At 65.0% G+C, this 24,269-nt stretch carries 23 protein-coding genes; 14 read left to right on the top strand and 9 right to left on the bottom strand.

Annotated features, from left to right (window positions below; all coding sequences use genetic code 11):
* Positions 1-965: FAD-dependent monooxygenase (locus VMJ11_RS02255; RefSeq protein WP_325616499.1), on the bottom strand; the 965-nt coding region annotated here is incomplete at its 3' end.
* Between the two features lie 273 nt (positions 966-1,238).
* Complete coding sequence (locus tag VMJ11_RS02250; RefSeq protein WP_325616497.1) at positions 1,239-2,057, bottom strand: helix-turn-helix transcriptional regulator; 819 nt, start codon at positions 2,055-2,057, stop codon at positions 1,239-1,241.
* A gap of 242 nt (positions 2,058-2,299) precedes the next feature.
* Between VMJ11_RS02250 and VMJ11_RS02245 the strand changes: the two genes are divergently transcribed.
* Positions 2,300-3,325, top strand: coding sequence for a VTT domain-containing protein (locus VMJ11_RS02245; RefSeq protein ID WP_325616496.1), 1,026 nt, complete (start codon positions 2,300-2,302; stop codon positions 3,323-3,325).
* A 54-nt stretch (positions 3,326-3,379) separates the two neighbouring features.
* Here VMJ11_RS02245 and VMJ11_RS02240 read toward each other — a convergent pair whose 3' ends face one another.
* Complete coding sequence (locus tag VMJ11_RS02240; RefSeq protein WP_325616494.1) at positions 3,380-4,807, bottom strand: MFS transporter; 1,428 nt, start codon at positions 4,805-4,807, stop codon at positions 3,380-3,382.
* 293 nt (positions 4,808-5,100) lie between these two features.
* On the opposite strand from VMJ11_RS02240, the gene VMJ11_RS02235 reads away from it, so the two are divergent.
* The gene (locus tag VMJ11_RS02235; protein ID WP_325616492.1) at positions 5,101-6,126 is read left to right on the top strand and encodes an aldo/keto reductase; all 1,026 of its coding nucleotides are present in this window, start codon (positions 5,101-5,103) and stop codon (positions 6,124-6,126) included.
* Positions 6,127-6,156: 30 nt separating this feature from the next.
* Here the strand turns inward: VMJ11_RS02235 and VMJ11_RS02230 are convergent, their stop codons facing one another.
* Together VMJ11_RS02230 and VMJ11_RS02225 are read right to left on the bottom strand one after the other, a co-directional pair.
* Positions 6,157-6,333, bottom strand: coding sequence for a hypothetical protein (locus VMJ11_RS02230; RefSeq protein ID WP_325616490.1), 177 nt, complete (start codon positions 6,331-6,333; stop codon positions 6,157-6,159).
* 561 nt (positions 6,334-6,894) lie between these two features.
* Complete coding sequence (locus VMJ11_RS02225; RefSeq protein ID WP_325616488.1) at positions 6,895-7,596, bottom strand: carbonic anhydrase; 702 nt, start codon at positions 7,594-7,596, stop codon at positions 6,895-6,897.
* Positions 7,597-7,745: 149 nt separating this feature from the next.
* Here VMJ11_RS02225 and VMJ11_RS34390 point away from each other — a divergent pair, with 149 nt between their 5' ends.
* Positions 7,746-8,039, top strand: coding sequence for a hypothetical protein (locus VMJ11_RS34390; protein WP_414694269.1), 294 nt, complete (start codon positions 7,746-7,748; stop codon positions 8,037-8,039).
* Positions 8,040-8,319: 280 nt separating this feature from the next.
* Here VMJ11_RS34390 and VMJ11_RS02215 read toward each other — a convergent pair whose 3' ends face one another.
* Positions 8,320-9,567 carry an MFS transporter gene (locus VMJ11_RS02215; RefSeq protein WP_325616486.1) on the bottom strand — a complete coding sequence of 416 codons (1,248 nt, stop codon included), beginning with the start codon at positions 9,565-9,567 and terminating at the stop codon, positions 8,320-8,322.
* Between the two features lie 113 nt (positions 9,568-9,680).
* Between VMJ11_RS02215 and VMJ11_RS02210 the strand changes: the two genes are divergently transcribed.
* The 3 genes from VMJ11_RS02210 (at position 9,681) to VMJ11_RS02200 (ending at position 11,494) form a co-directional block, all read left to right on the top strand.
* On the top strand, positions 9,681-10,562 hold the full coding sequence (locus VMJ11_RS02210; RefSeq protein ID WP_325616484.1) for a LysR substrate-binding domain-containing protein: 882 nt from the start codon (positions 9,681-9,683) through the stop codon (positions 10,560-10,562).
* A gap of 144 nt (positions 10,563-10,706) precedes the next feature.
* Positions 10,707-11,033, top strand: coding sequence for a hypothetical protein (locus VMJ11_RS02205; RefSeq protein ID WP_325616482.1), 327 nt, complete (start codon positions 10,707-10,709; stop codon positions 11,031-11,033).
* Positions 11,034-11,098: 65 nt separating this feature from the next.
* Complete coding sequence (locus VMJ11_RS02200; RefSeq protein WP_325616480.1) at positions 11,099-11,494, top strand: BON domain-containing protein; 396 nt, start codon at positions 11,099-11,101, stop codon at positions 11,492-11,494.
* A gap of 106 nt (positions 11,495-11,600) precedes the next feature.
* Here VMJ11_RS02200 and VMJ11_RS02195 read toward each other — a convergent pair whose 3' ends face one another.
* Complete coding sequence (locus tag VMJ11_RS02195; protein ID WP_325616478.1) at positions 11,601-12,554, bottom strand: LysR family transcriptional regulator; 954 nt, start codon at positions 12,552-12,554, stop codon at positions 11,601-11,603.
* 156 nt (positions 12,555-12,710) lie between these two features.
* On the opposite strand from VMJ11_RS02195, the gene VMJ11_RS02190 reads away from it, so the two are divergent.
* From VMJ11_RS02190 to mmsB, 3 genes are all read left to right on the top strand, one after another.
* A complete protein-coding gene (locus tag VMJ11_RS02190; RefSeq protein ID WP_325616476.1) occupies positions 12,711-12,899 on the top strand; it encodes a hypothetical protein in 189 nt (62 codons plus the stop codon).
* 69 nt (positions 12,900-12,968) lie between these two features.
* A complete protein-coding gene (locus VMJ11_RS02185; protein ID WP_325616474.1) occupies positions 12,969-14,495 on the top strand; it encodes a CoA-acylating methylmalonate-semialdehyde dehydrogenase in 1,527 nt (508 codons plus the stop codon).
* Positions 14,496-14,546: 51 nt separating this feature from the next.
* Positions 14,547-15,437, top strand: a complete 891-nt coding sequence (mmsB, locus tag VMJ11_RS02180; protein WP_325616471.1) for a 3-hydroxyisobutyrate dehydrogenase — start codon at positions 14,547-14,549, stop codon at positions 15,435-15,437.
* 55 nt (positions 15,438-15,492) lie between these two features.
* On the opposite strand, the gene VMJ11_RS02175 is transcribed toward mmsB, so the two are convergent.
* Positions 15,493-16,548 carry a phytoene/squalene synthase family protein gene (locus VMJ11_RS02175; protein WP_325616469.1) on the bottom strand — a complete coding sequence of 352 codons (1,056 nt, stop codon included), beginning with the start codon at positions 16,546-16,548 and terminating at the stop codon, positions 15,493-15,495.
* A gap of 71 nt (positions 16,549-16,619) precedes the next feature.
* Here VMJ11_RS02175 and VMJ11_RS02170 point away from each other — a divergent pair, with 71 nt between their 5' ends.
* The 3 genes from VMJ11_RS02170 to bamA all read left to right on the top strand — a co-directional run bounded on the left by VMJ11_RS02170 (position 16,620) and on the right by bamA (position 20,498).
* Positions 16,620-17,363: a hypothetical protein gene (locus VMJ11_RS02170; protein ID WP_325616467.1), complete on the top strand. Its 744-nt coding sequence runs from the start codon at positions 16,620-16,622 to the stop codon at positions 17,361-17,363.
* Positions 17,364-17,676: 313 nt separating this feature from the next.
* The gene (locus tag VMJ11_RS02165; RefSeq protein WP_325616465.1) at positions 17,677-18,075 is read left to right on the top strand and encodes a hypothetical protein; all 399 of its coding nucleotides are present in this window, start codon (positions 17,677-17,679) and stop codon (positions 18,073-18,075) included.
* 113 nt (positions 18,076-18,188) lie between these two features.
* Entirely contained in the window at positions 18,189-20,498 is a 2,310-nt protein-coding gene (gene bamA, locus VMJ11_RS02160) for an outer membrane protein assembly factor BamA (protein ID WP_325616463.1), read from the top strand.
* A 53-nt stretch (positions 20,499-20,551) separates the two neighbouring features.
* On the opposite strand, the gene VMJ11_RS02155 is transcribed toward bamA, so the two are convergent.
* Entirely contained in the window at positions 20,552-21,502 is a 951-nt protein-coding gene (locus VMJ11_RS02155) for a LysR substrate-binding domain-containing protein (protein WP_325616461.1), read from the bottom strand.
* Between the two features lie 125 nt (positions 21,503-21,627).
* Between VMJ11_RS02155 and VMJ11_RS02150 the strand changes: the two genes are divergently transcribed.
* Both VMJ11_RS02150 and VMJ11_RS02145 read left to right on the top strand, forming a co-directional pair.
* Complete coding sequence (locus VMJ11_RS02150; RefSeq protein ID WP_325616459.1) at positions 21,628-22,803, top strand: M20 aminoacylase family protein; 1,176 nt, start codon at positions 21,628-21,630, stop codon at positions 22,801-22,803.
* A gap of 77 nt (positions 22,804-22,880) precedes the next feature.
* Positions 22,881-24,206, top strand: coding sequence for an MFS transporter (locus tag VMJ11_RS02145; RefSeq protein ID WP_325616457.1), 1,326 nt, complete (start codon positions 22,881-22,883; stop codon positions 24,204-24,206).
* Positions 24,207-24,269: the final 63 nt, after the last annotated feature.

Raw genomic sequence — 24,269 nt, 5'->3', positions numbered from 1 at the left:
ACGAGGTGTGCCGCGTCGCCCGCGAACAGCACGCGGCCGTGGCGATAGCGCTCGAGCGTGAGCGCGTTGGCCTTGTAGATCGTGATCCAGACCGGCGACCACGACGCCTTCTCGCCCATCATGTCGAGCAGACTCTGCACGCGCGGCATCACGTTTTCGGGTTTGATCGCTTCGTCGGCGTCCTCGCCGTCGCGCAGCTGATAGTCGATGCGCCAGACGTTGTCGGGCTGCTTGTGGACTAGCACGGTCGAACCGGGATTCGACGCCGGGTCGAAATACGCGAGCCGTTCCGTCGGCCGCGCGCTGTCGAGCAGGATGTCGACGATCACATAACGGCCCTCGTAGCTCGTGCCCTGAAGCTTCAGGCCGAGCGACTCGCGCACCGTGCTGCGGCCACCATCGGCGGCGATGAGCCAGTCGGTCTGCGCCGTGTAGTCGCCCACGGGTGTGGAGAGCGCGAGCGTCGCGCCATGCGCGTCGTGCTGCACGGCCGTCACTTTCGTGCGCCAGCGGATGTCGATGAGGTCGGCGTGGCGCTCGGCGGCATCGAGCAGAAACTGCTCGATGTGGTACTGCGCGAGGTTGACCATCGGCGGCAGCTTCTGGTTTTCGTCCTGCGGCATCGTGAAGTGCAGCACTTCGTCGTCGCGATAGAAGCTGCGGCCACCGGTCCACGGCAGGCCTTTCGAGAGGAAGCCGTCGAGCGCGCCGAGCCGCTCGATGATCTCGAGGCTGCGGCGCGAGATGCAGATCGCGCGGCTGCCGTAGCAGACCGACTCGTCGGCTTCGATCAATACCGAGCGCACGCCGTGCCTGGCGAGGCCGAGCGCGATGGCAAAGCCGACCGGGCCGCCGCCGACGATCGTCACGGCGTGGCGTTGAGTTTCCCGGCCGCCTTCGCATTCGGGCAGACGGGCGGCGTACTGCTTCGCCTCGAACGGATACGGTTTGAATTCGGCGCTCATCGAGTGTTCCTGTCGCTGCCGGCGCGCGCGCCGGCCTCATAAGAAAGGGCGAAGGGGGGCATGGGGAAATGCGTCTCCGATACGAAAGTCATCTTGTTCTTGGCGGCCCGCTGCGGCGCGGATGCCGTGCCGGGGCCTTGCACCTCGCGGCAAGGAAGCCGCTGGCGATGGAGGCAGTATGGAGCGTGCGCGGTGGGCCGCTGTCCTCAATTTGGGTACAGCGGGCTTACAACGGGGCGGGATGCGCAGGCGTTCGCGTGCTTGGGACGGCGGCTAGGCGTGGTCCGGCCCGAGGCAGAGCGCAAAGAGCTGCCGCTGGCTGGAAATGCCCAGGCGCTGGTACGCGCGTTTCTGATACGTCACGACGCTGCTCGGCTTCACGCCCATGCACTCGGCGATTTCCACGGCGCTGCGGCCTTCGAGCACGCCGCGCAGGGCGTCGAGTTCGCGCTTGGAGAGCGTCGGGCACAGCCCGCGCAGGCGCGCGAGCATGAGTTGCGGAATGCCGAGCTGGCGCTGGCCGCGAATCGTGTAGTGGTGCCGGGCCGATTCGCCAATGAGCGGGGCAAGCGACTCGACGAGTTCGACCTCGGCCGGCTGGAAATTGCCGGCGTCGCGCTCGCGGTAGAGGTTCACCGACAGCCAGATATCGGCGGCCGGCTGCAACAGCAGCGAGAGCCGGTCGGACACATTGGGCGTGGCATAGCACGCGGTGCGGTAACCGTCGTGCTCGATGTCGGCGCTGCTTTGCCAGTGCAGCACGAGCGACGAGCCGGGCCTCTCAGCCGTGGCGCCGGTGACGATTTGCTGGTTGCCGTCCAGTGCGTAGAAGAGGCGGGCGTAGGTGTCGGCGACGTCACGCAGGAAGCGCCCGCCGCGATGATCGGCCACCGAAACCGTGCGCGGCCGGTTGCCGAATTCGTAGGCGAACACCGTGCATTGCGTGACCGAAATGGCCGGCCCGAGCATGTTCAGCACTTCGGCGGCGAGCGCGTTGGCATCGTCGCGGCCGATGGCCGAAACGAGGCTGGTGACGCGCGAAAGGTCGAATTGACCCGTCTGCCTCGGTCGGTCGAGATGCCAGTAACGCATGTTTCTTAACGGAAGACCGCTGGAAGAGAGCAACTTTGTCGAGACTAGCATCGTTTCGCACGCGAGCGAAGCGATGGTCGCGGGGCCGGATCGCGGCGTTCGGTAGCGCCGTGACCCGGCGTGACATCTGCGCCGGGGTGAGCAAGGAAATGCTCGTTGCGGTAATCTCCACCCTCAGCTGGCGCGCTCATCGCGCCATGTTTCCTTACCTCGACCGAACGCTGCGCGCAGGCTATCTCGAAATGTTGACGCTCCCCACCGCGATTCCACCCGATTTCGGCGCCGGAGCGGTTTTTCTCAGCGTGCTCGTCACGCAGCTAGGCGTTCCCGTGCCGGCCGCGCCGGTGCTGATTCTCGCGGGCACGATGGCGGCCGGAGGGGAGACGTCATACACGAGCCTGATGCTGGCGGCGGTGATCGCCACACTGCTTGCGGACTCGCTCTGGTTCGCGGCGGGGCGCAAGCGTGGCCGGCGCCTGCTCAACGGCCTCGTGCGTTTTTCGCTGTCGCTCGACACCACGATCCGGATCGCGCGCAACGTCTTCGAACGCTACGGCGCGCCGATTCTCTCCGTGGCGAAGTTCGTGCCCGGTCTCGGCCTCATCTCGGCGCCGCTGCTCGGCACGACTTCGGTGGACGTGCGCATCTTTCTGCTCTGGGACACTGTAGGCGCGACCTTGTGGGCGGGTACGTGGCTGCTGGGCGGCGCGGCGCTGCATGCCGAAATCGTGCGCTTCGCGGCGTTCGTGCGCGCGAACGGCATGACGATCTTCGACGTGCTCGCCGTGGCGTGCGTGCTGTTCCTCGCCTGGCGCTGGCTGCGGCGCCTGCAGTTCCGCCACTGGCTCGCGACGCATCGCATTTCGCCCGACCAGCTCGACGAAATGATGAAATCCAGCGCGCCGCCCATCGTGCTGGACGCGCGCCCACAATCGGTGCGCGCGAAGGAGGCCTACCGCATTCCCGGCGCGCGGCCGTTGAACCTCGAGTCGAGCGACGAACTCCCGCCCGAACTGATCGGGCACTCGATCGTGGTGTATTGCGTTTGCCCTAACGAGGCGACGGCCAAGCGCATCGTCAATCAATTGCGCAACAAGCACATTTACCATGCGCGCGCGCTCAAGGGCGGGCTCGACGCCTGGGAGCGCCACGGCTACCCGGTCGAGCCGCTGTCGACCGAGTTTCACATGGCGCATGCCCGCGCTGCGGCGCTCGAAGAAGTGGGCGAGGAAGAGCCGTACACCGTGCGCGCAAGGATCACCGATTAACACGGCGCGAGGCGTCGCCCGACGCCACGAAGCCGCTGCCTCGCGCGCTTTTCGCTATGCGCGCTGCCTGCGCGAGCCGCCGCCCACGTTGTGGCCGGCGTCGCGCGCCATCTGCGCATAACCCCATACCGAGAGCAGCGTGAGCACGCCGGCGCCGAGGAACGCGAGCCGGAAGTCCTCGAGCGTGAAGACGTGGCCGGTCGTCTCGCCGTTGACGGTCGCCGCCACGCGCAGCGCGAGCGCGCCGAACGCGATGCCAAGGCCGATGGTCATCTGCGCCGCCGCGCTCCAGAGCGTGCTCGCGGCGCTCATCTGCGGCTGCGCGACGTCGGCATAGGCCAGCGTCGCGAGCGTGGAGAACTGCATCGAACGCGTCACGCCGTAGACGAACACGACGATCAGCACGATGGCGAGCGGCGTGTCGGGCGTGAGCATGCCGCATGCGATCAGCGAGACGCCGGCAATGGCGACGTCGACGACCGAAACCAGACGGAAGCCCCATCGTTCGAGAATGCGCGTGGTCAGCGCCTTCATGCCGAGATTGCCAAGCGCGCTTGCGAGCAGCAGCAGGCCGGACTTGAACGCCGTGAGGCCGAAGCCGATCTGGAACAGCAGCGGCATCAGATACGGTGCGGCGCCGATGCCGATGCGCGTGATCGAGCCGGTCACGATCGTAACGGAGAACGTCGGGACTTTCAGAGTGGAAACATCGACGAGCGGATGCGGATGGCGTTTCGCATGCGCAAACGCGATCACCCCGATCGCGACACCCGCCGCAACGAGCGCCACCGCGACCCACGGGTTCTCGCCGGGCTGGCTTGCGAGCTCCGCCCCGTAGAGGATGGCGGTGAGGGCCGCGCCGCTCAGCGCGAGGCCCAGCAGGTCGAGCGGCCGGCGCTGCTCGCCGCGCAGGTTCGGCACGATGGCGGCAATGGCCGCGAGCGCGGCGAGGCCGAACGGCACGTTCAGCAGAAAGATCCAGCGCCACGACGCATAGGTCGTGATGAAGCCGCCGATGGGCGGTCCCACCACGGGCGCGGCGATGGCGGGCCACGTGATCGTCGAGATCGCCTGCATGAGGCGGCTCTTCTCGGTGCTGCGCACGACGATCATGCGCCCGACCGGTACCATCATCGCGCCGCCGATGCCTTGCAGGATGCGCGCGGCCACGAACTCGTCGACGTTTTGCGAGATCCCGCACAGCACCGAAGCGACCGTGAATGTGACGACGGCGCCGAAGAACACGGTGCGCGAGCCGCAGCGGTCCGCCACCCAGCCGCTGGCCGGGATGAAGATTGCGAGCGCAAGCATATAGGCGGTCACGCCGAGGCTCAGGCTGTTCGGGCCGATGCCGAATGAGTGCGCCATCTGCGGCAGCGCCGTGGCGATGACGGTCGTGTCCAGATACTCCATGAAGAAAGTGCCGGCGACGATGTAAGGCAGCCAGCCGATCGCGGCGGAGCGTTGCGCTGCGGTTGTCATCGGGCCTCCGCGCCGCAGGGGCGGCCAAAGGCGACGAAGCGGGGCGGGCGAGGCGGGATAGTGCGGGTCATGGTTGGGCAGTGGCGCGGGTTGCCGATCGGAACATTGCGGACCGGATAGTGAACCAGGAAGCCCGCAGCGAAAGGCGACAGTTTCTATTACGCAAGCGCTTATGTACAGCCGCGCGGCACAGCGCCGGGGCTGCGGCGTTGCCGTCGGCGCCGGCACGATGCGCGTAGACTCGTCGGCTGTCGGCATCTCATCGTCAACCGTCGTTTTGTGGAGGATCGGAAATGGAATTCCGTTTTCTGGGTGCGTCAGGGTTCAGGGTGCCGGTGCTGAGCTTCGGCGCGGGCACGTTCGGCGGCAAGGGCGAGTTCTTCGAGGCGTGGGGTGCGACCGATGTCACCGAGGCGCGCCGGCTCATCGACATTTGCCTCGACGCCGGCGTGACGATGTTCGATACAGCCGACATCTATTCGAGCGGCGCTTCGGAGTCGATCCTGGGCGAAGCGCTCAAGGGCCGACGCGACAAGGCGATCATCTCGACCAAGGCGACCTTCCGCTTCGACGACGATCCCAACGGCGTGGGCTCGTCGCGTTTTCATCTGAAGCGCGCGGTCGACGGGGCGCTCAAGCGTCTGCAAACCGACTATATCGACCTGTTCCAGCTGCACGGCTTCGACGCGAGAACCCCCGCGGAAGAAGTGCTGTCGACGCTCGACGAACTCGTGCGCGCGGGCAAGATTCTGTACACCGGCGTGTCGAACTTCTCGGGCTGGCACCTGATGAAATCGCTGGCCGTGGCCGATCGCTACGGCTATCCGCGCTACGTCGCGAACCAGACGTACTACTCGCTGATCGGCCGCGACTACGAGTGGGAGCTGATGCCGCTCGGGCTCGATCAGGGCGTGGGCGCGGTGGTGTGGAGCCCGCTGGGCTGGGGGCGCCTGACCGGCAAGATCCGGCGCGGCCAGCCGCTGCCGGAGAAGAGCCGCCTGCACAAGACGGCGGAGCAGGGGCCGCCGGTCCCGGACGACTACCTCTTTCGCGTGATCGACGCCATCGACGAGATTGCGAAGGAAACCGGCAAGAGCGTGCCGCAGATCGCCCTGAACTGGCTGCTGCAACGGCCGACGGTCGCGACCGTGCTGATCGGCGCGCGCGACGAAGCGCAACTGCGGCAGAACCTCGGCGCGGTCGGCTGGAATCTCACGCCCGAGCAGGTGGCGAAGCTCGACGCCGCGAGCACGGTGCGTCCCGCCTACCCGTACTGGCATCAGGAGGGCTTCGCCGAGCGCAATCCGTTTCCGGTGTGAGGAAGCGGAGCCGCTGTGCGCGAGGTGCACTCAGGCGGTTTTGGTCTGGCGCAGGATCTGGCTCGCGCCCAGATGCAGCGCCAGCGCGAAGAATTCGCGCTCCGCGAGGTTGAGGGCCTTCGCGGCGGCCATGGCGCGGTCATGATCGTTCGGATGCAGCAGCAGTTTCACTTCGATTTTCGCGTGCGACTTCTGGGCGGACTCCATGGACGTTTCTCCTTCGGCAACCGGGCGTTCGGCCCGTGATGGGTGCGTGCCCATTACCGGGCGTCCATGCGCGCAAAGGCGCGCGTCGTTCGCCGCGACGCGAGTGGCGGCAAGAAACGAAGATGACGCGGAGTGGGCTCGAGTTCGCCTGCCGCTGCGCGAGCGCTACGACAGGACACGCGCGCTGGACTAGCGAGGCGCGAGGCGGCGCGATGCGCCGGTAATACGGATGAAGCCGGGGTGAGACGAGTGGTGCAACGGATACGGCACGGCAACGTACTGCATAAGCGACCAACCTCCGGAATTATTTTTCTTGTGCGGCAGGACGCCGCATGGGGTACGGACGAGAGTGTAGTCAGATTTTGACCTAGGGTAAACCCCTAACTCGAAAAGAATTATCTCATCGATTGAGAAAATCGGGATGGGAAGGCGCGGAATGCTCTGTTGTTGCACTTTTGTTCATGTGCAATGACTGGAGGGAATTGCCGGGGCGGCCTGTGCCGCAGCCCCGGCGATGCCCTGAGGGCACGGCTGAGCAGAGCGTGGTGCGTCAGCTTCCTGTCATTCCTCGACGCGCTTGCGCAGGCGCGCGCGCGCTTCGCGAAGCGACTCGAAGCGCCCGCGCGCTTCGTCGAGCACAGTGACCTTGCCGTGCCCGATGTCGTAGACCCAGCCTTGCAGCTCGAGCTGCCCCTGGGCCACGCGCGCCGCCACGGCAGGATGCGTGCGCAGGTGCGTGAGCTGGAGGCGCACGTTTTCCTCGACGAGCGCCTGGACGACCTGATTGTCGTCCAGGCCGCGGGTCTTCACCACGCTGCGCGCGGCTTCCGCGTTGCGCAGCCACGCCTGCACCGTGGGCATGTCGGCGGTGGCTGCCGCGCCCGATGCGAGCCCCTTCATCGCGCCGCAATCGGTATGGCCGCACAGCACGATCTGCCGCACGTTGAGCGCGAGCACCGCGAACTCGACAACCGCCGAAACGCCGCCCAGCATTTCGCCGTAAGCCGGCACGATATTGCCGATGTTGCGGCAGACGAACAGATCCCCGGGCTTTGCCTGCGTGATCATCTCCGGCGAGACGCGCGAGTCGGCGCAAGTGATGAAGAGCGTGTGCGGCGCCTGGCTGTGGGCGAGGCTGTGGAACAGCTCCTTGTTACCCGGGAAAACGTGATGAGTGAATTCGTCCACGCCGTCGAGCAGGTGTAGCAGATCGCAGCCGCACGAGTCGGAATGATCGTCGTGCGAGTGAGTGTTATCTGGCATGGGTGTTTCTCTCTTTATCATGAATCGACACAATCGAATGGCAACAGCGGGAGTTTACGCTGAGCCGACCCCCTGTGGATCGGAAAACTTCTGGCCGCGCCACGTGACGCACCCGTTCTCCACACATACGTTCCTCGATTCGGCGGGATATGTCGATAAACCAGGCGAAACGACGGCTAATTGCGGGAAAGTGGGCTGGGGTCAGCGCGCGGACGCGTTTGCGTTCGAAACGCGATTTTCTCACGTCGCGCGTGATTGGCACATCCGGGGTGTCGCTGGTGGCGTCGCGGTTCGCGGGAATAACCGGCAAGATTCAACCGGCCAGTCGGTCGGTGGGTTCAGGGCGAGGCGCCCTCGATCCGAACGCTGCCTTTGATCAGCAGATTGCCGATGCCGCTGCTCGCGACGAGCAGTTGCTCTGCGTCGAGCATGCCAAGCCGTGAATCGTCGAGCGCGCGACACAGGCCCGTGAAGAGGGAGGGCAGTGCGCGTCGCCGTCGCGGTCCTTGGAGGCTTCTTCTATTGGCATGTTAATCAGGAGTGCCAATGATTTGGAAGTTTCCATCGCTCGACTTGAGCCCTGCGTTACACGTGGTAGGTGAACGGCAAGGCCCGGCCATGATGGTGGAGCGACGGCAGATGGCGTGCCGTCGATTCGAGCAAGCAAGGGGAGCCGTACTCGCGCAGCGCGCCGGCTGGGCGTAGTGCGGCGAGGGTGGCGTCTTATCGCGTTTCGACTGCGTGGCGCGGCACACTGGCGTGCCGCGACGGCATGAAGTACCAGACTGCGCAGAGCACCTGCATCAAGACGAGGATGGCCCACACAGACTGATGTGCGACGGCGGGATAGTGGCCGTCGACCGCGGGCCAGTGCGCGAGCGCAGCGCCAATCGCGATCTGCAAAACGAAAATGCCGATGAAGATGACAAGCGTGAAAGTCGTGTTCACGCGGCCCATCAGGCGCGGGGGGAAATATTCGGCGAGTACCGCATAGGTGAGGATGCCGGTGCCACCGAGCGCGCCGTAAGCGGCCCAAAGCAGCGGCGCGGGAATCGGCGCGCGCGCTGCGAGTAGCGCCTGCACGAGTACGAAGAGCACCATCGTCACACCGGAAAAGAGCTGCACGCTCACGCCGCGCCGCTCGAAGCTGCGTGCGAGCGCGCCGAAGCCGATGTTGCCGACAATGAACGCGCCGCCCAGCACGGAAACGAGCGAGGCCGCGCGCGGGCCGATATCGGCGGTGCCGGCAGGTACGACATCGCGCAGGAACGCGCCGACCCACAATGACTGCATCGCGTAGAACACGGCCTGGGTCAGGGCCGAGAACGTTGCCGTTTTCCAGAACGCGTGGCTGCGCAGGATGTGCGCGGTGCCCTTGAACTGTTCGAGCACGCTTGCCTGGTGATGGGCATCGCGCGTTCGCGGTCCGCCGATCCAGATGATGGCCGCCACGATGGCCGTGAGCGCGGCGAGCCCGAGGCTCACGGTGCGCCACGGGGCGATCGAGAGCAGCCACGAGAGCGGCGCGCCCACGGCCACGCCGCCGAGGCCTCCCACGGCCATCACGAGGCCGTTCACGAGCGTGAGCTGCGCGATGGGGAAGTGCTGGGCCGTTGCCTTGAACGCGGCGCCGAGGCATACCGACACGCCGACGCCGATCAGCAGCCGGCCCACCGTCATCGCGGCCATGTTGTGCGAGACGCCGAAGATCACCGCGCCGGCCGCGGCCACGAGCATGACGCACGCGGTGACGCGGCGCGGGCCGTAATGGTCGAGCAGCACGCCGCCCGGAATCTGCGCGCCCGCGAAACCGAGGAAATAGACGCTCGTGAGCGTGCCCAGATCGGTCGCGGTGAAACCCATCTCATGGGCGAGAAACGGCGCAAAGCCGAGATTGACGCCCCGAAACAGGTACGAAATGAAATAGCCGAGCGCGAACACGGCGAATACGCGCAGTCTCAGTGAGGTCATGGTGCGGACGGAGCCCGAAAGCGGACTGAATGCCTGGCTGTCGATTATTGGCGATAGCCGCGCCCCAGGCCAGCGAGAGATTTCAGACGGCATTGTGAGTAGAATTTGACGCCATGGCCCGTTCTCTTCCTCCCCTTCAGGCGCTGCGCGCCCTCGAAGCTGCTGCGCGGCGGCGCAGTTTCAGCCGTGCCGCAGAAGAATTGCATTTGACGCACAGCGCCGTGAGTCACCACCTGCGCGCGCTCGAAACGGAGCTTGGCGTCGAGCTGTTTCGGCGCGCGGGCAGCCGCATGATTCCGACCGCAGCCGGCGCGCAGCTCGCCGAGCGCGTGCGCCGCAGCCTCGACGACCTGTGTGACGCGCTCGATGCGACGCGCCCCGGCGTGAGCGGCGTCACGCGGCTCGAACTGAGCGTGATGTCCGATTTCGCGTCCGTCTGGCTGATCCCGCGCCTCGGCGACTTCTACGACCGCCATCCGATGGTCGACCTCTCGCTGCGCATGCATGCCGACGTCACGCCGCCCGATCCTTATCCCTTCGACATTGGCATCTGGCATCGCAGGGTCGACGAGCCGGGGTTTCAGATCCGCAAGCTGCTCGACGACCAGGTCGTTGCGGTTTGCAGCCCGGCTTTGCTCGCGCGTTATCCGGACTTTCGCATCGAAGATCTCGCGAGCATGCCGCTGTTGCACTTTTCGCGCCGCTCGTGGCGCGACTTCTTCGAGGCTGCGGGTGTGGCGGGCGTCGAGCCCGAGCGTGGACCAGTGTTCGACGACGCGGGTCTGCTGCTGCAGGCCACGGTGGCCGGGCAAGGCGCAGCCACCGCGCGCCTGCAGCTAGCGCGCGGTTTCATCGAGCGTGGCGAACTGGTGCAACTCGGGCAGGTCCGCATTCCGGCCTCGCTCGACTATTACTTCACGTGGCGCGAAGGGCATCCGCGCGAGGCGGCGATCCAGCAGTTCTATCGATGGATAAAGGCGCAATTGGCCAGCTGAACCGACTGGACACCGACATTGCGGATCGGGTATTCGGGTTAAACCGGTGTCCGTTTTGTCAACGCTGCTTGCGACATGCGCGTTGCTCGTCGAATAGGGAGGTGTCAATAGTGACCGCGATTGTCGCTTTAGCCGGGTATTCATATGGCATGCACCAAAGCGGATCGCACTCCAGGCAATTACGCAGAAGTGCTTGAAAGGCACAATGCAATGCTGGCGAATTGGCGTGTGAAAGCAAAGCATTTCAAAGGCATTTTGGCATCGGGCTTCAATATTTGGGAGCCAGAGGCGAATAGCCGTGCGAATCGAAAGGGGAAGGGCTTCATGCCGGTCATGGGCGGCAATTCGTCTGCGGAAAACCGGCGGCACGGTGTGGCGCGGATTCACGGATCTGGCACGTTTCGCGTCATGAATGAAATAGTTGGAGTATTGTTACTCCCCATCGCGTATTCGCGCGTGAATGTTTCGTAGTGAATGGTGTAGTGCACGGGCCCGTTCTGGGTCAGCAATAAGACTGTGACAACAGGAGAAACTGCATGAAGGCTATTCAGATATTCAAGCTGGCCGCAGCCACGGCTCTCGTGGCCGCATCGTTCCAGGTTTATGCGCAGGACGCGGCTTCCGAAGCCCCCGCGGCCATGGCTAGCGGTCCGACCGCCGCAGCTCAGCATCAGGTCACCCAGTCGAAGGCGGCATTGAGACAGGCCCGGGCGGCCAACCGTGCCCTTAGCCGCAAGGTTCGCTCCGCGCTCTCGAGAGACCGGCAAATCAGCGTTTCCAATATCACCGTGCGTGCGAAGGACGGCGCCGTCATCCTGCAGGGCAGCGTGCCCGAGGCATCGCAGATCCAGCGGGCCGAGGACGTCGCCAAGGGCGTGGAAGGCGTGACGTCGGTCAGGAACGCCCTGACCATCCGCCCGGTTGGAACCTGAGCATCGCTCGCCGGCATATCTCCCGGTTCATCCTGAAGACCGCACATGCATTCCCCTCGGTGGGTGCATGTGCGGTTTTTTATTGCATATCGGGGAGGGCTGTGGTTTACGGCTCGACGTAGTGCATTTCCGGCGACTCGCCCATCAGCAGTGGGCGATTTGCGTCGGCGGCTGCGCGCAGGTAGTCCCAAAGCGACGTGATGCGCCGCAGCTTGCGCAGGTCCTCGCGGCTGCACAGCCAGAAACGGCGCGTCACCACGACTTCGTCGCCGAGGACCGGCACGAGGCGCGGGTCCGGTTCGGCCATGAAGCACGGCAGGATGGCGAGCGCGCTGCCCTGCAGCGCAGCATGGTATTGCGCGATGACGCTGGTGCTGCACAGGTTCGCCGTCACGTTCGGTGCCGTGCGTTCGAGGTAGAGCAGCTCGTGGCTGAACGCCAGATCGGCGACATAGCTGATGAAAGCGTGCTGGCGCAGGTCGGCGGCCGAGCGGATGCGTGCGTGGCTCTCCAGGTAGGCCGGCGTGCCGTACAGGCGCAACCGGTAGTCGCACAGCTTCGTGTAGACATACTGCCCACGTTCGGGACGCTCCAGCATGATCGCGAGGTCGGCCTCGCGCTTTGAAAGGCTCACGAAATGCGGCACCGGCAACAGGTCGATCGACATGTCAGGATGCTTGCCCGTGAAGCGCGCCAGCTGCGGCGCGAGAAAGAAGCACCCGAAGCCCTCGGTCGAACCCACGCGCACGTGGCCCGAGAGCGATTGCGCGCCGAGCGCGAACTGTTCGCTGGCCGACTGCACCGTGGTTTCCACGGCGTCGGCGTAGGCAAGCAGGCGCTGGCCTTCGGCGGTCAGCACGAAGCCGCCCGCGCGCGACTTGTCGAACAGGACCGTGCCGAGCGCTGCTTCCAGCTCACGCACGCGGCGGGCAACCGTGGTGTGGTCCACACCCAGGCGTTTCGCGGCCCCGCTCGCGCGTTGCGTGCGCGCCACCTCGAGGAAGTAGCGCAAATCGTCCCAGTTCAGCGTCTCCATTTTTCCAGTTGTGCTTTTTTGCATATCGGATGGGCTTTTTCATCTCTATGCCGTGGATATTCGAATAACTATACTCGGTGCAGACCGCAACAGACACGGTCGCATACAACAAGGATGGAGACAGACGATGCAGATGCAGTCGACCCCCGAACGGGCGGTACAGGCCGCTTGTGTTTTGCGGTGCGCACGCGGGTACCCGATCACGGCTTCGCCGGTGCGCCGGTCGAGTGGCATGACTGCCTGTTCTACGCCGCGGCAGACATGCTCGTCATCACCAGGACTATCTTTTCCCCGCTCGACTCCATCCTTGCGGCGCTCGCCGTGATCGCACTCGCATGCACGCTGCTCATGCGCTCGCGACACGATTGAAGCTTTTGCGTTTGTTCCTCTATGTCCGGCCAAGGCCGGTCCGTTCGAATCCATCAGGGAGAGTTCAAGATGAACGCTGTGACCCAGGCATCCAATGCTCACGTTTCGACCGTCAAGCTGCTGATCGACGGCGAGTTCGTGGAATCGAAAACCAGCGAATGGCGCGATATCGTCAATCCGGCCACGCAGGAAGTGCTGGCGCGCGTGCCGTTCGCGACGGTCGAGGAAGTGGACAAGGCCGTGAAGAGCGCGCATGCGGCATTCGCCACGTGGAAGGACACGCCCATTGGTGCGCGCATGCGCATCATGCTCAAGTTTCAGGCGCTGATTCGCGAGCACATGCCGCGCATTGCGAAGACGCTGACCGCCGAGCAGGGCAAGACGCTGCCCGACGCCGAAGGCGATATCTTCCGCGGCCTCGAAGTGGTCGAGCACGCATGCTCGATCGGCACGCTGCAGCAAGGCGGCTTTGCCGAGAACGTGGCGGGCGGCGTGGACACCTATACGCTGCAGCAGCCGCTCGGCGTGTGCGCCGGCATCACACCGTTCAATTTCCCGGCCATGATTCCGCTGTGGATGTTCCCGATGGCGATCGTCTGCGGCAACACGTTCGTGCTCAAGCCTTCCGAGCAGGACCCGCTCTCGACGATGCAGCTCGTCGAACTCGCACTCGAGGCAGGCATCCCGAAGGGCGTGCTCAACGTCGTGCATGGCGGCAAGGAAGTCGTCGATGCGATTTGCACGCACGAGCTCGTGAAGGCGATTTCATTCGTCGGCTCGACGGCCGTGGGCACCCATGTCTACCGTCTGGGCAGCGAGCACGGCAAGCGTGTGCAGTCGATGATGGGGGCGAAGAACCACGCGGTCGTGCTGCCCGATGCGAATCGCGAGCAGGCGCTCAATGCGCTCGTTGGCGCGGCGTTCGGTGCAGCGGGACAACGCTGCATGGCGACCTCCGTGGCCGTGTTCGTGGGCGGCGCGCAGCAGTGGGTGGACGAGCTCGTGGAGAAGGCGAAGACATTGAAGGTCAACGCAGGCCACGAGCCGAAGACCGACGTCGGTCCGGTTGTTTCGCGCGCGGCCAAGGCGCGCATTCTCGGCCTCATCGATTCCGGCGTGAAGCAGGGTGCGACGCTCGCGCTCGACGGTCGTGATGTCAAGGTGGCGGGCTACGAGAACGGCAACTTCATTGGACCTACGGTGTTCACGAATGTGAAGACCAACATGGACATCTATACGAATGAGATCTTCGGGCCGGTGCTCGTGGTGCTCACGGCGAACACGCTCGACGAGGCCATTCGCATCGTCAACGCGAATCCGTTTGGCAACGGCGTGGGCCTTTTCACGCAAAGCGGCGCGGCCGCGCGCAAATTCCAGAGCGAGATCGACATCGGTCAGGTCGGCATCAACATTCCGATTCCGGTGCCGGTGCCGTATTTCAGCTTCACGGGCTCGCGCGGCTCGAAGCTTGGCGATCTTGGCCCGTACGGCAAGCAGGTCGTGCAGTTCTATACGCAGACCAAGACGGTCACCGCGCGCTGGTTCGACGACGCAACCGTGAGCGATGGCGTGAACACGACGATCAGCCTGCGCTGATACGCTGCGCGACATAAGAGAGGAATGCTGACCAATAAAGGAGACGGGTTCATGAAAATCGGATTCATCGGGCTGGGCCATATGGGCGCGCCGATGGCGCTCAACCTGCTCAAGGCCGGCCACACGGTGTCGGTGTTCGACCTGAGCGCGAGCGCGATGCAGACGCTCGCCGACGCGGGCGCACAGAAGGCCGCCTCGGCGAAAGCCGCGGCGAGCAGCGCCGAGTGCGTCATCACGATGCTGCCCGCGGCGGCGCACGTGCGTGGCGTGCTCACCGCGGAGGACGGCGTGCTGGCGGGCGTCGCGAAGGGCGTGACGATCATCGATTCGAGCACGATCGATCCGGCGAGCGTGAAGGAGTTCGCGAAGCTCGCCGCCGCGCAGGGCAACGCGTTCGTCGACGCGCCGGTGTCGGGCGGCACGGGCGGCGCGGCGGCGGGCACGCTCACGTTCATGGTGGGCGCGACTGCCGCGCTCTACGAGAGCGTGAAGCCGGTGCTTTCGGGCATGGGCAAGAACATCGTCCATTGCGGCGAGACCGGCACGGGGCAGGTTGCAAAGATCTGCAACAACCTCGTGCTCGGCATCACGATGGCGGGCGTGGCTGAGGCGATGGCCCTGGGCGAAGCACTCGGCATCGACCCGAAGGTGCTGGGCGGCATCATGAACACGTCAACGGGCCGTTGCTGGAGTTCGGATACGTACAACCCGTACCCCGGCGTGATCGAGACCGCGCCTTCCTCGCGCGGCTACACGGGCGGCTTCGGTACGGATCTCATGCTCAAGGATCTCGGCCTCGCCACCGATGCCGCGAAGGGCGCGCATCAGCCCGCATACATGGGTGCGCTCGCGCAGCAGCTCTATCAGGCGATGAGCAGCCGCGGCGATGGCAAGCTCGACTTCTCGGCGATCATCAAGTTGTATCGCGCGGAGAAGGGCTGAAAGTCGTTCGAGTGATGGAGGCGCGCTGTATGGCGCGCCTTTTTTGTGCCCGCGCTCAGCCCTTGAGGCGAGCCTCGACACGCGCGAGCAACCGCCGGAACCAGACACCGAGCAGCGCATTCGATGGCGCGATGGCGCTCGAGCAGGCGAGGATGCGATAGACGTCGTTGCGCGTGACCTTCGACGTTTTCGCGGGATTCAGCCAGTCGTCGTTCTCGACGAGCCGCTCCAGCGTCTCGAGACCGATCAGGATGGGCCACAGGCACGCGAGCCGCAGGCGCACGGCCCGGCGCGGCAGCGCGAACGTATAGTCGATGGCCGCGCGGAAGTGATCGAGCGCGATGCGCACGAGTTCGAGCATGATCGGCCGCGCGCGCGCCGAGGCGCCCGGCTGCAGCAGGTCCTGTGCCCCCAGCCCGGCCTGAGCCAGCATCGAGGCGGGCAGATAGCAGCGGCCGATGCGCAGATCCTTGCCGCAATCGCGCAGTACGTTCACCATCTGCAGCGCCTTGCCGAAGCGTATGCCGCGTGCGTACATGTTTTGTTCGAGCGCGGGTGCGAGCGTGCCCGGCAAATGCATGTAGGTCATCTGCGTCCAGAACTCGCCCACGCAGCCCGCCACGAGATACGTGTAGCGGTCGAGCTCGTCCCACGTGCGCAACGCGGCCACCTGGCCCGAGCGCTCGTCGGGAAACGTGCGCAGATCGAATTCCATGCCTTCGGTGAGTGTGGTGACGATCTCGCGCACGGCCGCGCGATCGGCGTCGCCAAGTTGGGCGAGCACTTCGAGCGCGCCGCCCAGCGATTCGAGCAACAGCTTTTCGTCCGATTGCGTCTGCTGGCCCGCAACCTCGCCGGCGAGATGCGAAAGCACAGTGTCGTCGCTGGCCGCGCCATTCACGCGCTCGCGCAATGCGAGCAGCAGGGCGAGCCGCCGCTCGGGCGAAATGAGGGCGGTGTCGGCGATAGTGTCGGCGGCGCGCGCGAGCAGGTAGGCTTCCCCAACCGGATCGCGCATGCCGGCGGGCAGCACGCGCATCGTGAGATAGAAGGAACGGGAAACGCCTTTGAGCAACGGGCCCAACAGGAAGGCCCGGGTAGAATTCTGCATGTCGGATAGAGGCAGCGAGGGACGGATCGGACGCAGCCGCATTGTAACGTGGACGAAGGGAACGAGGCCCGGTGGAACCCGAACGCGCGTTTTACGACCTGCAGGTGCGTTTTGCGCGCACGGCGGCGCGCCTTGCGGGCCTGCCGCTCCCGGCGGCGTTGCTCGACTGCACGAATCTCTATGTGCGCTTCGGTGCGGGGCGGGCCTTCGATTCCGCACATCCACTCTGGGAAGCCTATCTGAGCGGATTCGATGAGAGCGCAAGCCTTGCCGACCAGTGCGAGTGGACGTGGCGCCATGTGCAGCGCTGTCCGACGCACGAGGCGGCCCCGCAGGTCGTCGCGAGCTTCGGCTGTTTCTCTTATGCGCGCGAGCCACGCGGCGGTGTGCGCCTGCACTTCAACGCGCGCACCGACCACGGCATGTCGTCGCTGGACATCCGGCAGATCGATGCGCGGCGCGACGAGTTGCGGCAACTGGTCAGCCATGTGCGCGAGCACCTGCACGCGCATGAAGGCGCATCGCACGATCCGCTCGTGCTCGGCACATCGTGGCTCTACAACGTGCCCGCGTACCGCCGCATTTTTTCTGTGGCCTACGTCGCGAGTGCGCAGCCCATCGCGCGTTTGCGCGCACTTTCGCTATGGGGTCAATTTCTCGACCGTTACGGCCGCGTGCGTGAGGACGCGGCCGCAATACTGCTCGCACGGATCGAGGGCGAGCGCGCATTCGATAGTCTCCTGTCCTGCTTTCCTTTGCAGGCGCTTGCAGTTCACGCTCCCGTTTCGATGTTTCAGGCTTTTCTGGGCAAGTAACGAATGCCTTTCGAATGTGGCGTATGTCTGCGTGCTTTTCTTAAAGTCGTTGTTTGCGCATTGAAGGCATGCGTAACCGTTGTGGTTACGGGAAATTACTTGCACCGTGAATGCTTCGCACCGGTAAGCGGGAATCGAAAGCTGCTGCATGAGCGGCCTGCATTGGCCAGAGGTGAAGCGAGTGCGCCTGGCATTGCCAGTGCGAGTCCCAATTGAATATTGATGAAAGTAATTCGTGTAACGCACGGGTAATGGCCGTACCGTGCGCGTAACCACTAGACTCCGCCGATGCTTTCGTCACGGAGCGTTGCTCATGTCGTCGTCCCCCGCTCTTGCCATTCATTCCCTGCGCGATTTCGAGCTGACTGCGGACGGCCAGTATCTGATGGTGAACGGCAATCAACCCGACAGCGTCGCGCTGCATTGCTCGGTGATGCATGAACTGCTTGCCGCGCTGTCCAACGCGATTGGCCGCTCGGAGCGCATTCGCCAGAAAACCGCGAGCGTGAAGTTCACCATGCCCTGCGAGGCCTGGGAGGTTGGTCGCGAGTCGGGCGATGTGCAGCACCTCGTGGTGAGCTTTCGCCTGCCCGGCGGCGCTGAAATGTCGTTTCGCCTGCATCCGGCGCAAGCGGTGCATATGACCGAAGTGCTTTCGCTCGCGACGGGGCTCGCGAAGTTGCGCCGCCCAGGCGGCGTGAGCATGCAGTAGCGTGGCTCGTTCGCTTCGCCGCATTCGTTGCACACCCTGTATCCGTGGATGCCGCCGCGCGCGCCTCGCGCCGCGTCGCGGCTGTTTCGTTGGTCTCACTTTCAACCTCCCGCATGACGTCAACTACCACGGCGCGCTATGCTCGCGCGCTGACTCTCGCCGGTCTCGGCTTCGGCGCGAGCGCCGCGGCATACGCTACCGAGCCCTTCGTGGTCCAGGACATTCGCATCGACGGGCTGACGCGCATCGAGCCGGGCACCGTGTTTGCCTACCTGCCGATCAAGCAGGGCGATACCTTCACCGACGACAAGGCTTCCGATGCGATCCGCGCGCTCTACGCGACGGGCTTCTTCAGCGACGTGCGCATTTCCACGGAAGGCCGCACGGTGGTCGTGCAGGTGCAGGAGCGTCCCGCCATTGGCACGATCGACTTCGCGGGCATCCACGAATTCGATAAGGATAACTTGACGAAGGCGCTCAAGTCGGTTGGGCTCTCGCCGGGCCAGAGCTACGACAAGGCACTCGTCGACAAGGCCGAACAGGAACTCAAGCGCCAGTACCTCACGCGCGGCTACTATGCGGCGGAAGTGACCACTACCGTCACGCCGATCGACCGCAACCGGGTTGGCTTGCTGTTCTCGGTGGTCGAAGGGCCGAGCGCGAAGATCCGCCAGATCAATTTCATCGGCAACAAGACGTTCAGCGAGGGTACGCTGCTCGACGAGATGCAGCTTTCCACGCCGAACTGGTTCTCGTGGTACACGAAGAACGACCTGTACTCGAAGGAAAAGCTTACGGGCGACCTCGAGAACGTGCGCTCGTACTATCTCGACCGTGGCTATCTCGAGTTCAACATCGATTCGACGCAGGTCTCCTTGTCGCCCGACAAGAAAGACATGTACCTGACGATCGCGATCCACGAGGGTCAGCCCTATACGATCTCGAGCATCAAGTTCGCAGGCAATCTGCTCGACCGCGAAGCGGAGCTGAAGAAGCTCGTCACGGTCAAGCCGGGACAGCGTTTCTCGGCGCAAAAGCTCAAGGACACGACCAAGGCGATCGTCGACAAGCTCGGTGAATACGGTTACGCATTCGCGACCGTGAACGCGCTGCCGGAGATCGACCAGGCCAATCATACGGTCGCGCTCACGCTGCAGGTGGACCCTAGCCGCCGCGTGTACGTGCGCCACATCAACGTGGTGGGCAACACGCGTACGCGCGACGAAGTCGTGCGCCGCGAAATGCGCCAGCTCGAAAGCTCGTGGTTCGATTCGAACCGTCTCGCGCTCTCGAAGGATCGCATCAACCGCCTCGGCTACTTCACCGACGTCGACGTGACCACGGTGCCCGTGGAGGGCACGCCCGACCAGGTGGACGTGAACGTGAAGGTCACCGAAAAGCCCACCGGTACGCTTTCGCTCGGCGTGGGTTACGGCTCCGGCGAAGGGCCGATCATCTCGGCAGGCATTTCCCAGGACAACGTGTTCGGTTCGGGCAACAGCCTTTCGCTGAACGTGAACACGGCCACGACCTATCGCACGCTTTCGGTCACGCAGATCGACCCGTACTTCACGGTGGACGGCATCAAGCGCATTACCGACGTGTACTACCGCACGACGCAGCCGCTGTACTATTCGAGCACGAACGACACGAGTTTCCGCATCATCTCGTACGGCGCGGACATGAAGTTCGGGATTCCGTTCTCGGAAACCGACATGGTGTACTTCGGTCTCGGCATCGAGCAGGATCGCCTCGATGTCGATGCGAACACGCCGCAGACCTATATCGACTACGTAAACGATTTTGGCCGCGTTTCGAATACGGTGCCGCTCACCGTGGGCTGGTCGCGCGACAATCGCGACAGCGCGCTCGTGCCGAGCCGCGGCTACTTCGCCCAGGCGAACGCCGAGTACGGCACGCCGGCGGGCACGGAGTACTACAAGGCCGATACGCAAATGCAGTACTACTACTCATTCGCGCGCGGCTTCGTGCTGGGGCTGAACTTCCAGGGCGGCTACGGCAATGGTATCGGCAAGCCGTACCCGATCTTCAAGAACTACTTTGCAGGCGGTATCGGTTCGGTGCGCGGCTACGAGTCGGGTTCGCTCGGCCCGCGCGACACGACGACGAACGATCCTATCGGCGGCTCGAAGATGGTGGTGGGCAATATCGAGCTGACGTTCCCGCTGCCGGGCACCGGCTACGACCGCACGCTGCGCGTGTTCACGTTCGTCGACGGCGGCAACGTGTGGGGCACGGAGGGCAGCAGCACCGGCGCGAACGGGTTGCGTTACAGCTACGGCGCGGGCCTCGAATGGATCTCGCCGATTGGACCGCTCAAGCTCGACGTCGGCTTCCCGATCGTCAAGCACGCGGGCGATCAGTACCAGAAGTTCCAGTTCCAGATCGGTACGTCGTTCTAACCTTGCGGCGCGGGCATGGGCGCATTGCGGCGTCCGTGCCGGGCCGCCCGTCTTCAGATCAGCAGTTCGAGCGTGTGATAGAGCCGGCGCCGCTCGGGGTTCGCCGAGGCCTCGCCCGCGCGGATCGCTTCCTTCAGGCACTCCAGAAAGCATTCGGCGGCGGCCGAAAGCGGCACGCCGCGCCGCGCGACCACGCTCACCACGGTGCGGTCCACTTCCTCCTTCAGCGTCAGCGCGCGCAGGTTCTCGCGCGCGAAGCGCGTTTCCACCAGCGGCCACGGAAAGATGCTCACCATGTCAGTGTTCATGATGAGCCCCATCGCCACCACGAACGAATGCGCAAGATGGACGTTGCGCGGCATCGGCAGGCCGTGGCGCCGGAACACGTCGTCGGCGATCATCTCTTTGCTGGCCGGATCCCAGTTCAGCAACCATTCGCATTCCTGAAGTTCGCTCAGTGTTTTCGCTTGCGCGTGCGGGTGCTCCTTGCGCACGACCACGGCCGATTCCGTGGCGAAGATCGGCGTTTGCGTGAATTCGGCGTGTAGCGAAGCAGGGCCTGGCTTGCCCAGCGAGAAGTCCAGCGAGCCGTCGCGCAGCCGCGGCATCACGATATTGAGCAAGCCCTCGTAGAACTCCAGTTGCATTTCGGGCATGCGGGCGCGAAACAGCGTGACGGCGTCCGGCAGGAACGAGAGCGCGAGCCACGGCGTCACGCCGATAGTGAGCTTGCCGCCGCCGCGCCCGCGTCTCGCGTCAAGCTCGTCCTGGGCGCGCGACATCTGGTGCACGACGAGCCGCGCATGCACGAGCAGCGCCTGGCCCGCTTCCGTGAAGGCGATGCCATGCGCGTTGCGCGTGACGAGCGCGATTTGCTGTTCGGCTTCGAGTTCGCGCACCGCTTTCGTTGCCGCCGCAGGCGAGATGCCGAGCTGACGCGCGGCCGCGCGAATGCTGCCGGTATCGGCCATGGCAACGAGCGCCCGGAACTGGTGGAACTTCATAAGGGATAACCCGAGTGCGCACTTCTGGTTGGCGGGCCAACCATTTTAGGGCTGTCGGTGCGAAACAGACGTCATTATTCTCAAGCGAATTCACACTCAGCGTGTCGACAGACTGGAGAATTCGTATGAACACGATGGCTATCCCGGCCGCAATCGCCGCGATCGAAGACGAGATGATCGCGCTGCGCCACGAGATCCACGCGCACCCCGAACTGGGCTTCGAAGAGTTCGTCACGAGCGACCTGGTCGCGCAGCGCCTCACGCAGTGGGGCTACGAGGTGCACCGCGGGCTGGGCGGCACGGGTGTCGTGGGCACGCTCAAGGTGGGCGACGGCGCGCGGCGTCTCGGCCTGCGCGCCGACATGGATGCGCTGCCGATTCACGAGGCCACGGGCCTCGACTACGCGAGCCGCATTCCCGGCAAGATGCACGCGTGCGGCCACGACGGCCACACCGCCATGCTGCTCGCGGCGGCGAAACATCTCGCGCAGTCGCGCAACTTCAATGGCACGCTGCACCTCATCTTCCAGCCCGCCGAAGAGGGCCTTGGCGGCGCGAAGCGCATGCTCGACGAGGGCCTGTTCGAGCGCTTCCCTTGCGACGCCGTGTTCGCGATGCACAACATGCCGGGTTTTCCCGCCGGCAAGCTTGGCTTTCGCGCGGGGCCGTTCATGGCTTCGTCGGACACGGTCGTCATCGACATCGACGGGCGCGGCGGTCATGGCGCGGTGCCGCACAAGGCGATCGACCCTGTGGTGGTGTGCGCCAACGTCGTGCTGGCGCTGCAGACCATCGTGTCGCGCAACGTGCCGCCGCTCGACATGGCGATCGTCACCGTGGGCGCGATCCACTCGGGCGACGCACCCAACGTGATTCCGCAAACCGCGCAAATGAAGCTCTCGGTGCGCGCGCTGCGCCCCGAAGTGCGTGATTTGCTGCAGGAGCGCATCACCGCGCTCGTGAACGCGCAGGCGAGCGCTTATGGCGCGACGGCGCGCATCGACTACCAGCGCCGCTACCCGGTGCTCGTGAACGACGAGGCGATGACGGCGCTCGCGCAGGACGTCGCGCGCGACTGGCTCGGCGAGGAGGGCTTGATCGGCGACATGGCGCCGCTCACCGGCAGCGAGGACTTCTCCTTCCTGCTCGAGCGCTGCCCGGGGAGCTACCTCATCATCGGCAACGGCGACGGGGAGGGCGGCTGCATGGTGCACAACCCCGGCTACGATTTCAACGACGACTGCCTCGCCACTGGCGCGGCATACTGGGTGCAACTCACCGAGCGCTTCCTGCGCGCCTGAGGCGCGCACCCCGCGCGTCAGCGCTTCGCCACGAGCCACGAGCTACGAGCCACACCCAGGACAGGAGGAGATACACGATGAACGCCACTTCGATTCAGGCGCCGGGCGCAGCGGCCCCCGCTTCCACGCGCCGCTCGCGCGCCAAGGCGATCTTCGCAATCACGCTCGGCAACGGTCTCGAGTTTTTCGACTTCACCGTGTACAGCTTCTTTGCCTCGATCATCGGCTCGCTGTATTTTCCGGTGCAAGGCTCGCTGAATCAGTTGATGCTCGCCGTGGGCAGCTTCGGTGTGGGCTTCGTGGTGCGCCCGCTGGGCGGCGTGGTGATCGGCGCGTTCGCGGACCGCGTGGGCCGCAAGGCCGCCATGATGCTCACACTCTGGCTCATGGCGCTCGGCTCGGCGCTCATCGCGTTCGCGCCGACGTACAAGCAGATCGGCCTCGCCGCGCCCGCGCTGATCCTGCTCGCCCGCCTCGTGCAGGGTTTCGCGGTGGGCGGCGAAGTGGGCGCCTCCACGTCGATGCTGCTCGAATACGCCGACGACCGCTCGCGCGGCTTCTACGGCAGCTGGCAGTTCGTGAGCCAGGGGCTCAACGCGGTGTGCGGCGCGCTCCTCGGCGTGGCGCTTTCGACGACGCTCTCGCCAGCCGCACTCGAAAGCTGGGGCTGGCGCGTGCCGTTCGTGATCGGCCTGCTGGTCGTGCCGGTGGGCGTGTACATCCGTCGCCATCTCGACGAGACGCTCGCGCACCCCGTGCCGGTCGAAAGCACCGAGCCCGTGGCCGACATGGCGCGGCCGCTGCGCGAAATCTTCGCGCGTCACCGCGTGGCGCTCGTGGCCGGCATCGTCACGACGATCGGCGGCACGGCGGCCAACTATATCGTGCTGTTCTACATGTCGACCTATGCGATCAAGATCCTCGGTCTGCCGATGTCGGTGGGCATGAGCGCGGCGCTCGTCGCGGCGCTCGTCACGGCCGTGTGCTCGCCATTCGCAGGCATGCTCTCGGATCGCGTGGGGCGCAAGTGGGTGATGGGTGTCTCGCGCGTGGTGCTGATCGTGGTGATCTACCCAGCCTTCATGGTCATCCATGCGGCGCCGACTGTCGCCACGGTGCTCGCCGTCGTGGCCGTGCTCGGTGCGATCGTTGCATTCACGGCGGTTCCCAACATCGTGATGCTGCCGGAACTCTTTCCTCAGTCGATTCGCGTGACGGGCATGTCCGTCGTGTATTGCGTGGGCGTATCGATCTTCGGCGGCTTCGCGCAGTTCTTCGCGACCTGGCTCATCAAGCTGCTCGACAATCCGCTCGCGCCCGCCTGGTATCTGATCGGCTGTGGGGCGGTGTCGCTGCTCGCGCTGCCGCTGATACGCGAGCCGGCGGGCCGGCCGCTCGATTGAGCCTGGCCCTTTGAAATCTCGCCTCGACGCGGCGGCCGCTATGCACTTTTAGCGTGGCCGCCG

It is taken from the genome of Paraburkholderia sp. (assembly GCF_035501035.1).
Classification (GTDB): domain Bacteria; phylum Pseudomonadota; class Gammaproteobacteria; order Burkholderiales; family Burkholderiaceae; genus Paraburkholderia.
The sequence above is the reverse complement of the archived record's forward strand: the minus strand, read 5'-3'. Positions and strand labels throughout refer to the sequence as shown.

Coding starts and splice junctions, on each gene's coding strand:
- VMJ11_RS02250 (WP_325616497.1), bottom strand. CDS start 2,057: ATGCGTTACTGGCATCTCGACCGACCGAGGCAGACGGGTCAATTCGAC.
- VMJ11_RS02245 (WP_325616496.1), top strand. CDS start 2,300: ATGTTGACGCTCCCCACCGCGATTCCACCCGATTTCGGCGCCGGAGCG.
- VMJ11_RS02240 (WP_325616494.1), bottom strand. CDS start 4,807: ATGACAACCGCAGCGCAACGCTCCGCCGCGATCGGCTGGCTGCCTTAC.
- VMJ11_RS02235 (WP_325616492.1), top strand. CDS start 5,101: ATGGAATTCCGTTTTCTGGGTGCGTCAGGGTTCAGGGTGCCGGTGCTG.
- VMJ11_RS02230 (WP_325616490.1), bottom strand. CDS start 6,333: ATGGAGTCCGCCCAGAAGTCGCACGCGAAAATCGAAGTGAAACTGCTG.
- VMJ11_RS02225 (WP_325616488.1), bottom strand. CDS start 7,596: ATGCCAGATAACACTCACTCGCACGACGATCATTCCGACTCGTGCGGC.
- VMJ11_RS34390 (WP_414694269.1), top strand. CDS start 7,746: ATGTCGATAAACCAGGCGAAACGACGGCTAATTGCGGGAAAGTGGGCT.
- VMJ11_RS02215 (WP_325616486.1), bottom strand. CDS start 9,567: ATGACCTCACTGAGACTGCGCGTATTCGCCGTGTTCGCGCTCGGCTAT.
- VMJ11_RS02210 (WP_325616484.1), top strand. CDS start 9,681: ATGGCCCGTTCTCTTCCTCCCCTTCAGGCGCTGCGCGCCCTCGAAGCT.
- VMJ11_RS02205 (WP_325616482.1), top strand. CDS start 10,707: ATGGCATGCACCAAAGCGGATCGCACTCCAGGCAATTACGCAGAAGTG.
- VMJ11_RS02200 (WP_325616480.1), top strand. CDS start 11,099: ATGAAGGCTATTCAGATATTCAAGCTGGCCGCAGCCACGGCTCTCGTG.
- VMJ11_RS02195 (WP_325616478.1), bottom strand. CDS start 12,554: ATGCAAAAAAGCACAACTGGAAAAATGGAGACGCTGAACTGGGACGAT.
- VMJ11_RS02185 (WP_325616474.1), top strand. CDS start 12,969: ATGAACGCTGTGACCCAGGCATCCAATGCTCACGTTTCGACCGTCAAG.
- mmsB (WP_325616471.1), top strand. CDS start 14,547: ATGAAAATCGGATTCATCGGGCTGGGCCATATGGGCGCGCCGATGGCG.
- VMJ11_RS02175 (WP_325616469.1), bottom strand. CDS start 16,548: ATGCAGAATTCTACCCGGGCCTTCCTGTTGGGCCCGTTGCTCAAAGGC.
- VMJ11_RS02165 (WP_325616465.1), top strand. CDS start 17,677: ATGTCGTCGTCCCCCGCTCTTGCCATTCATTCCCTGCGCGATTTCGAG.
- bamA (WP_325616463.1), top strand. CDS start 18,189: ATGACGTCAACTACCACGGCGCGCTATGCTCGCGCGCTGACTCTCGCC.
- VMJ11_RS02155 (WP_325616461.1), bottom strand. CDS start 21,502: ATGAAGTTCCACCAGTTCCGGGCGCTCGTTGCCATGGCCGATACCGGC.
- VMJ11_RS02150 (WP_325616459.1), top strand. CDS start 21,628: ATGAACACGATGGCTATCCCGGCCGCAATCGCCGCGATCGAAGACGAG.
- VMJ11_RS02145 (WP_325616457.1), top strand. CDS start 22,881: ATGAACGCCACTTCGATTCAGGCGCCGGGCGCAGCGGCCCCCGCTTCC.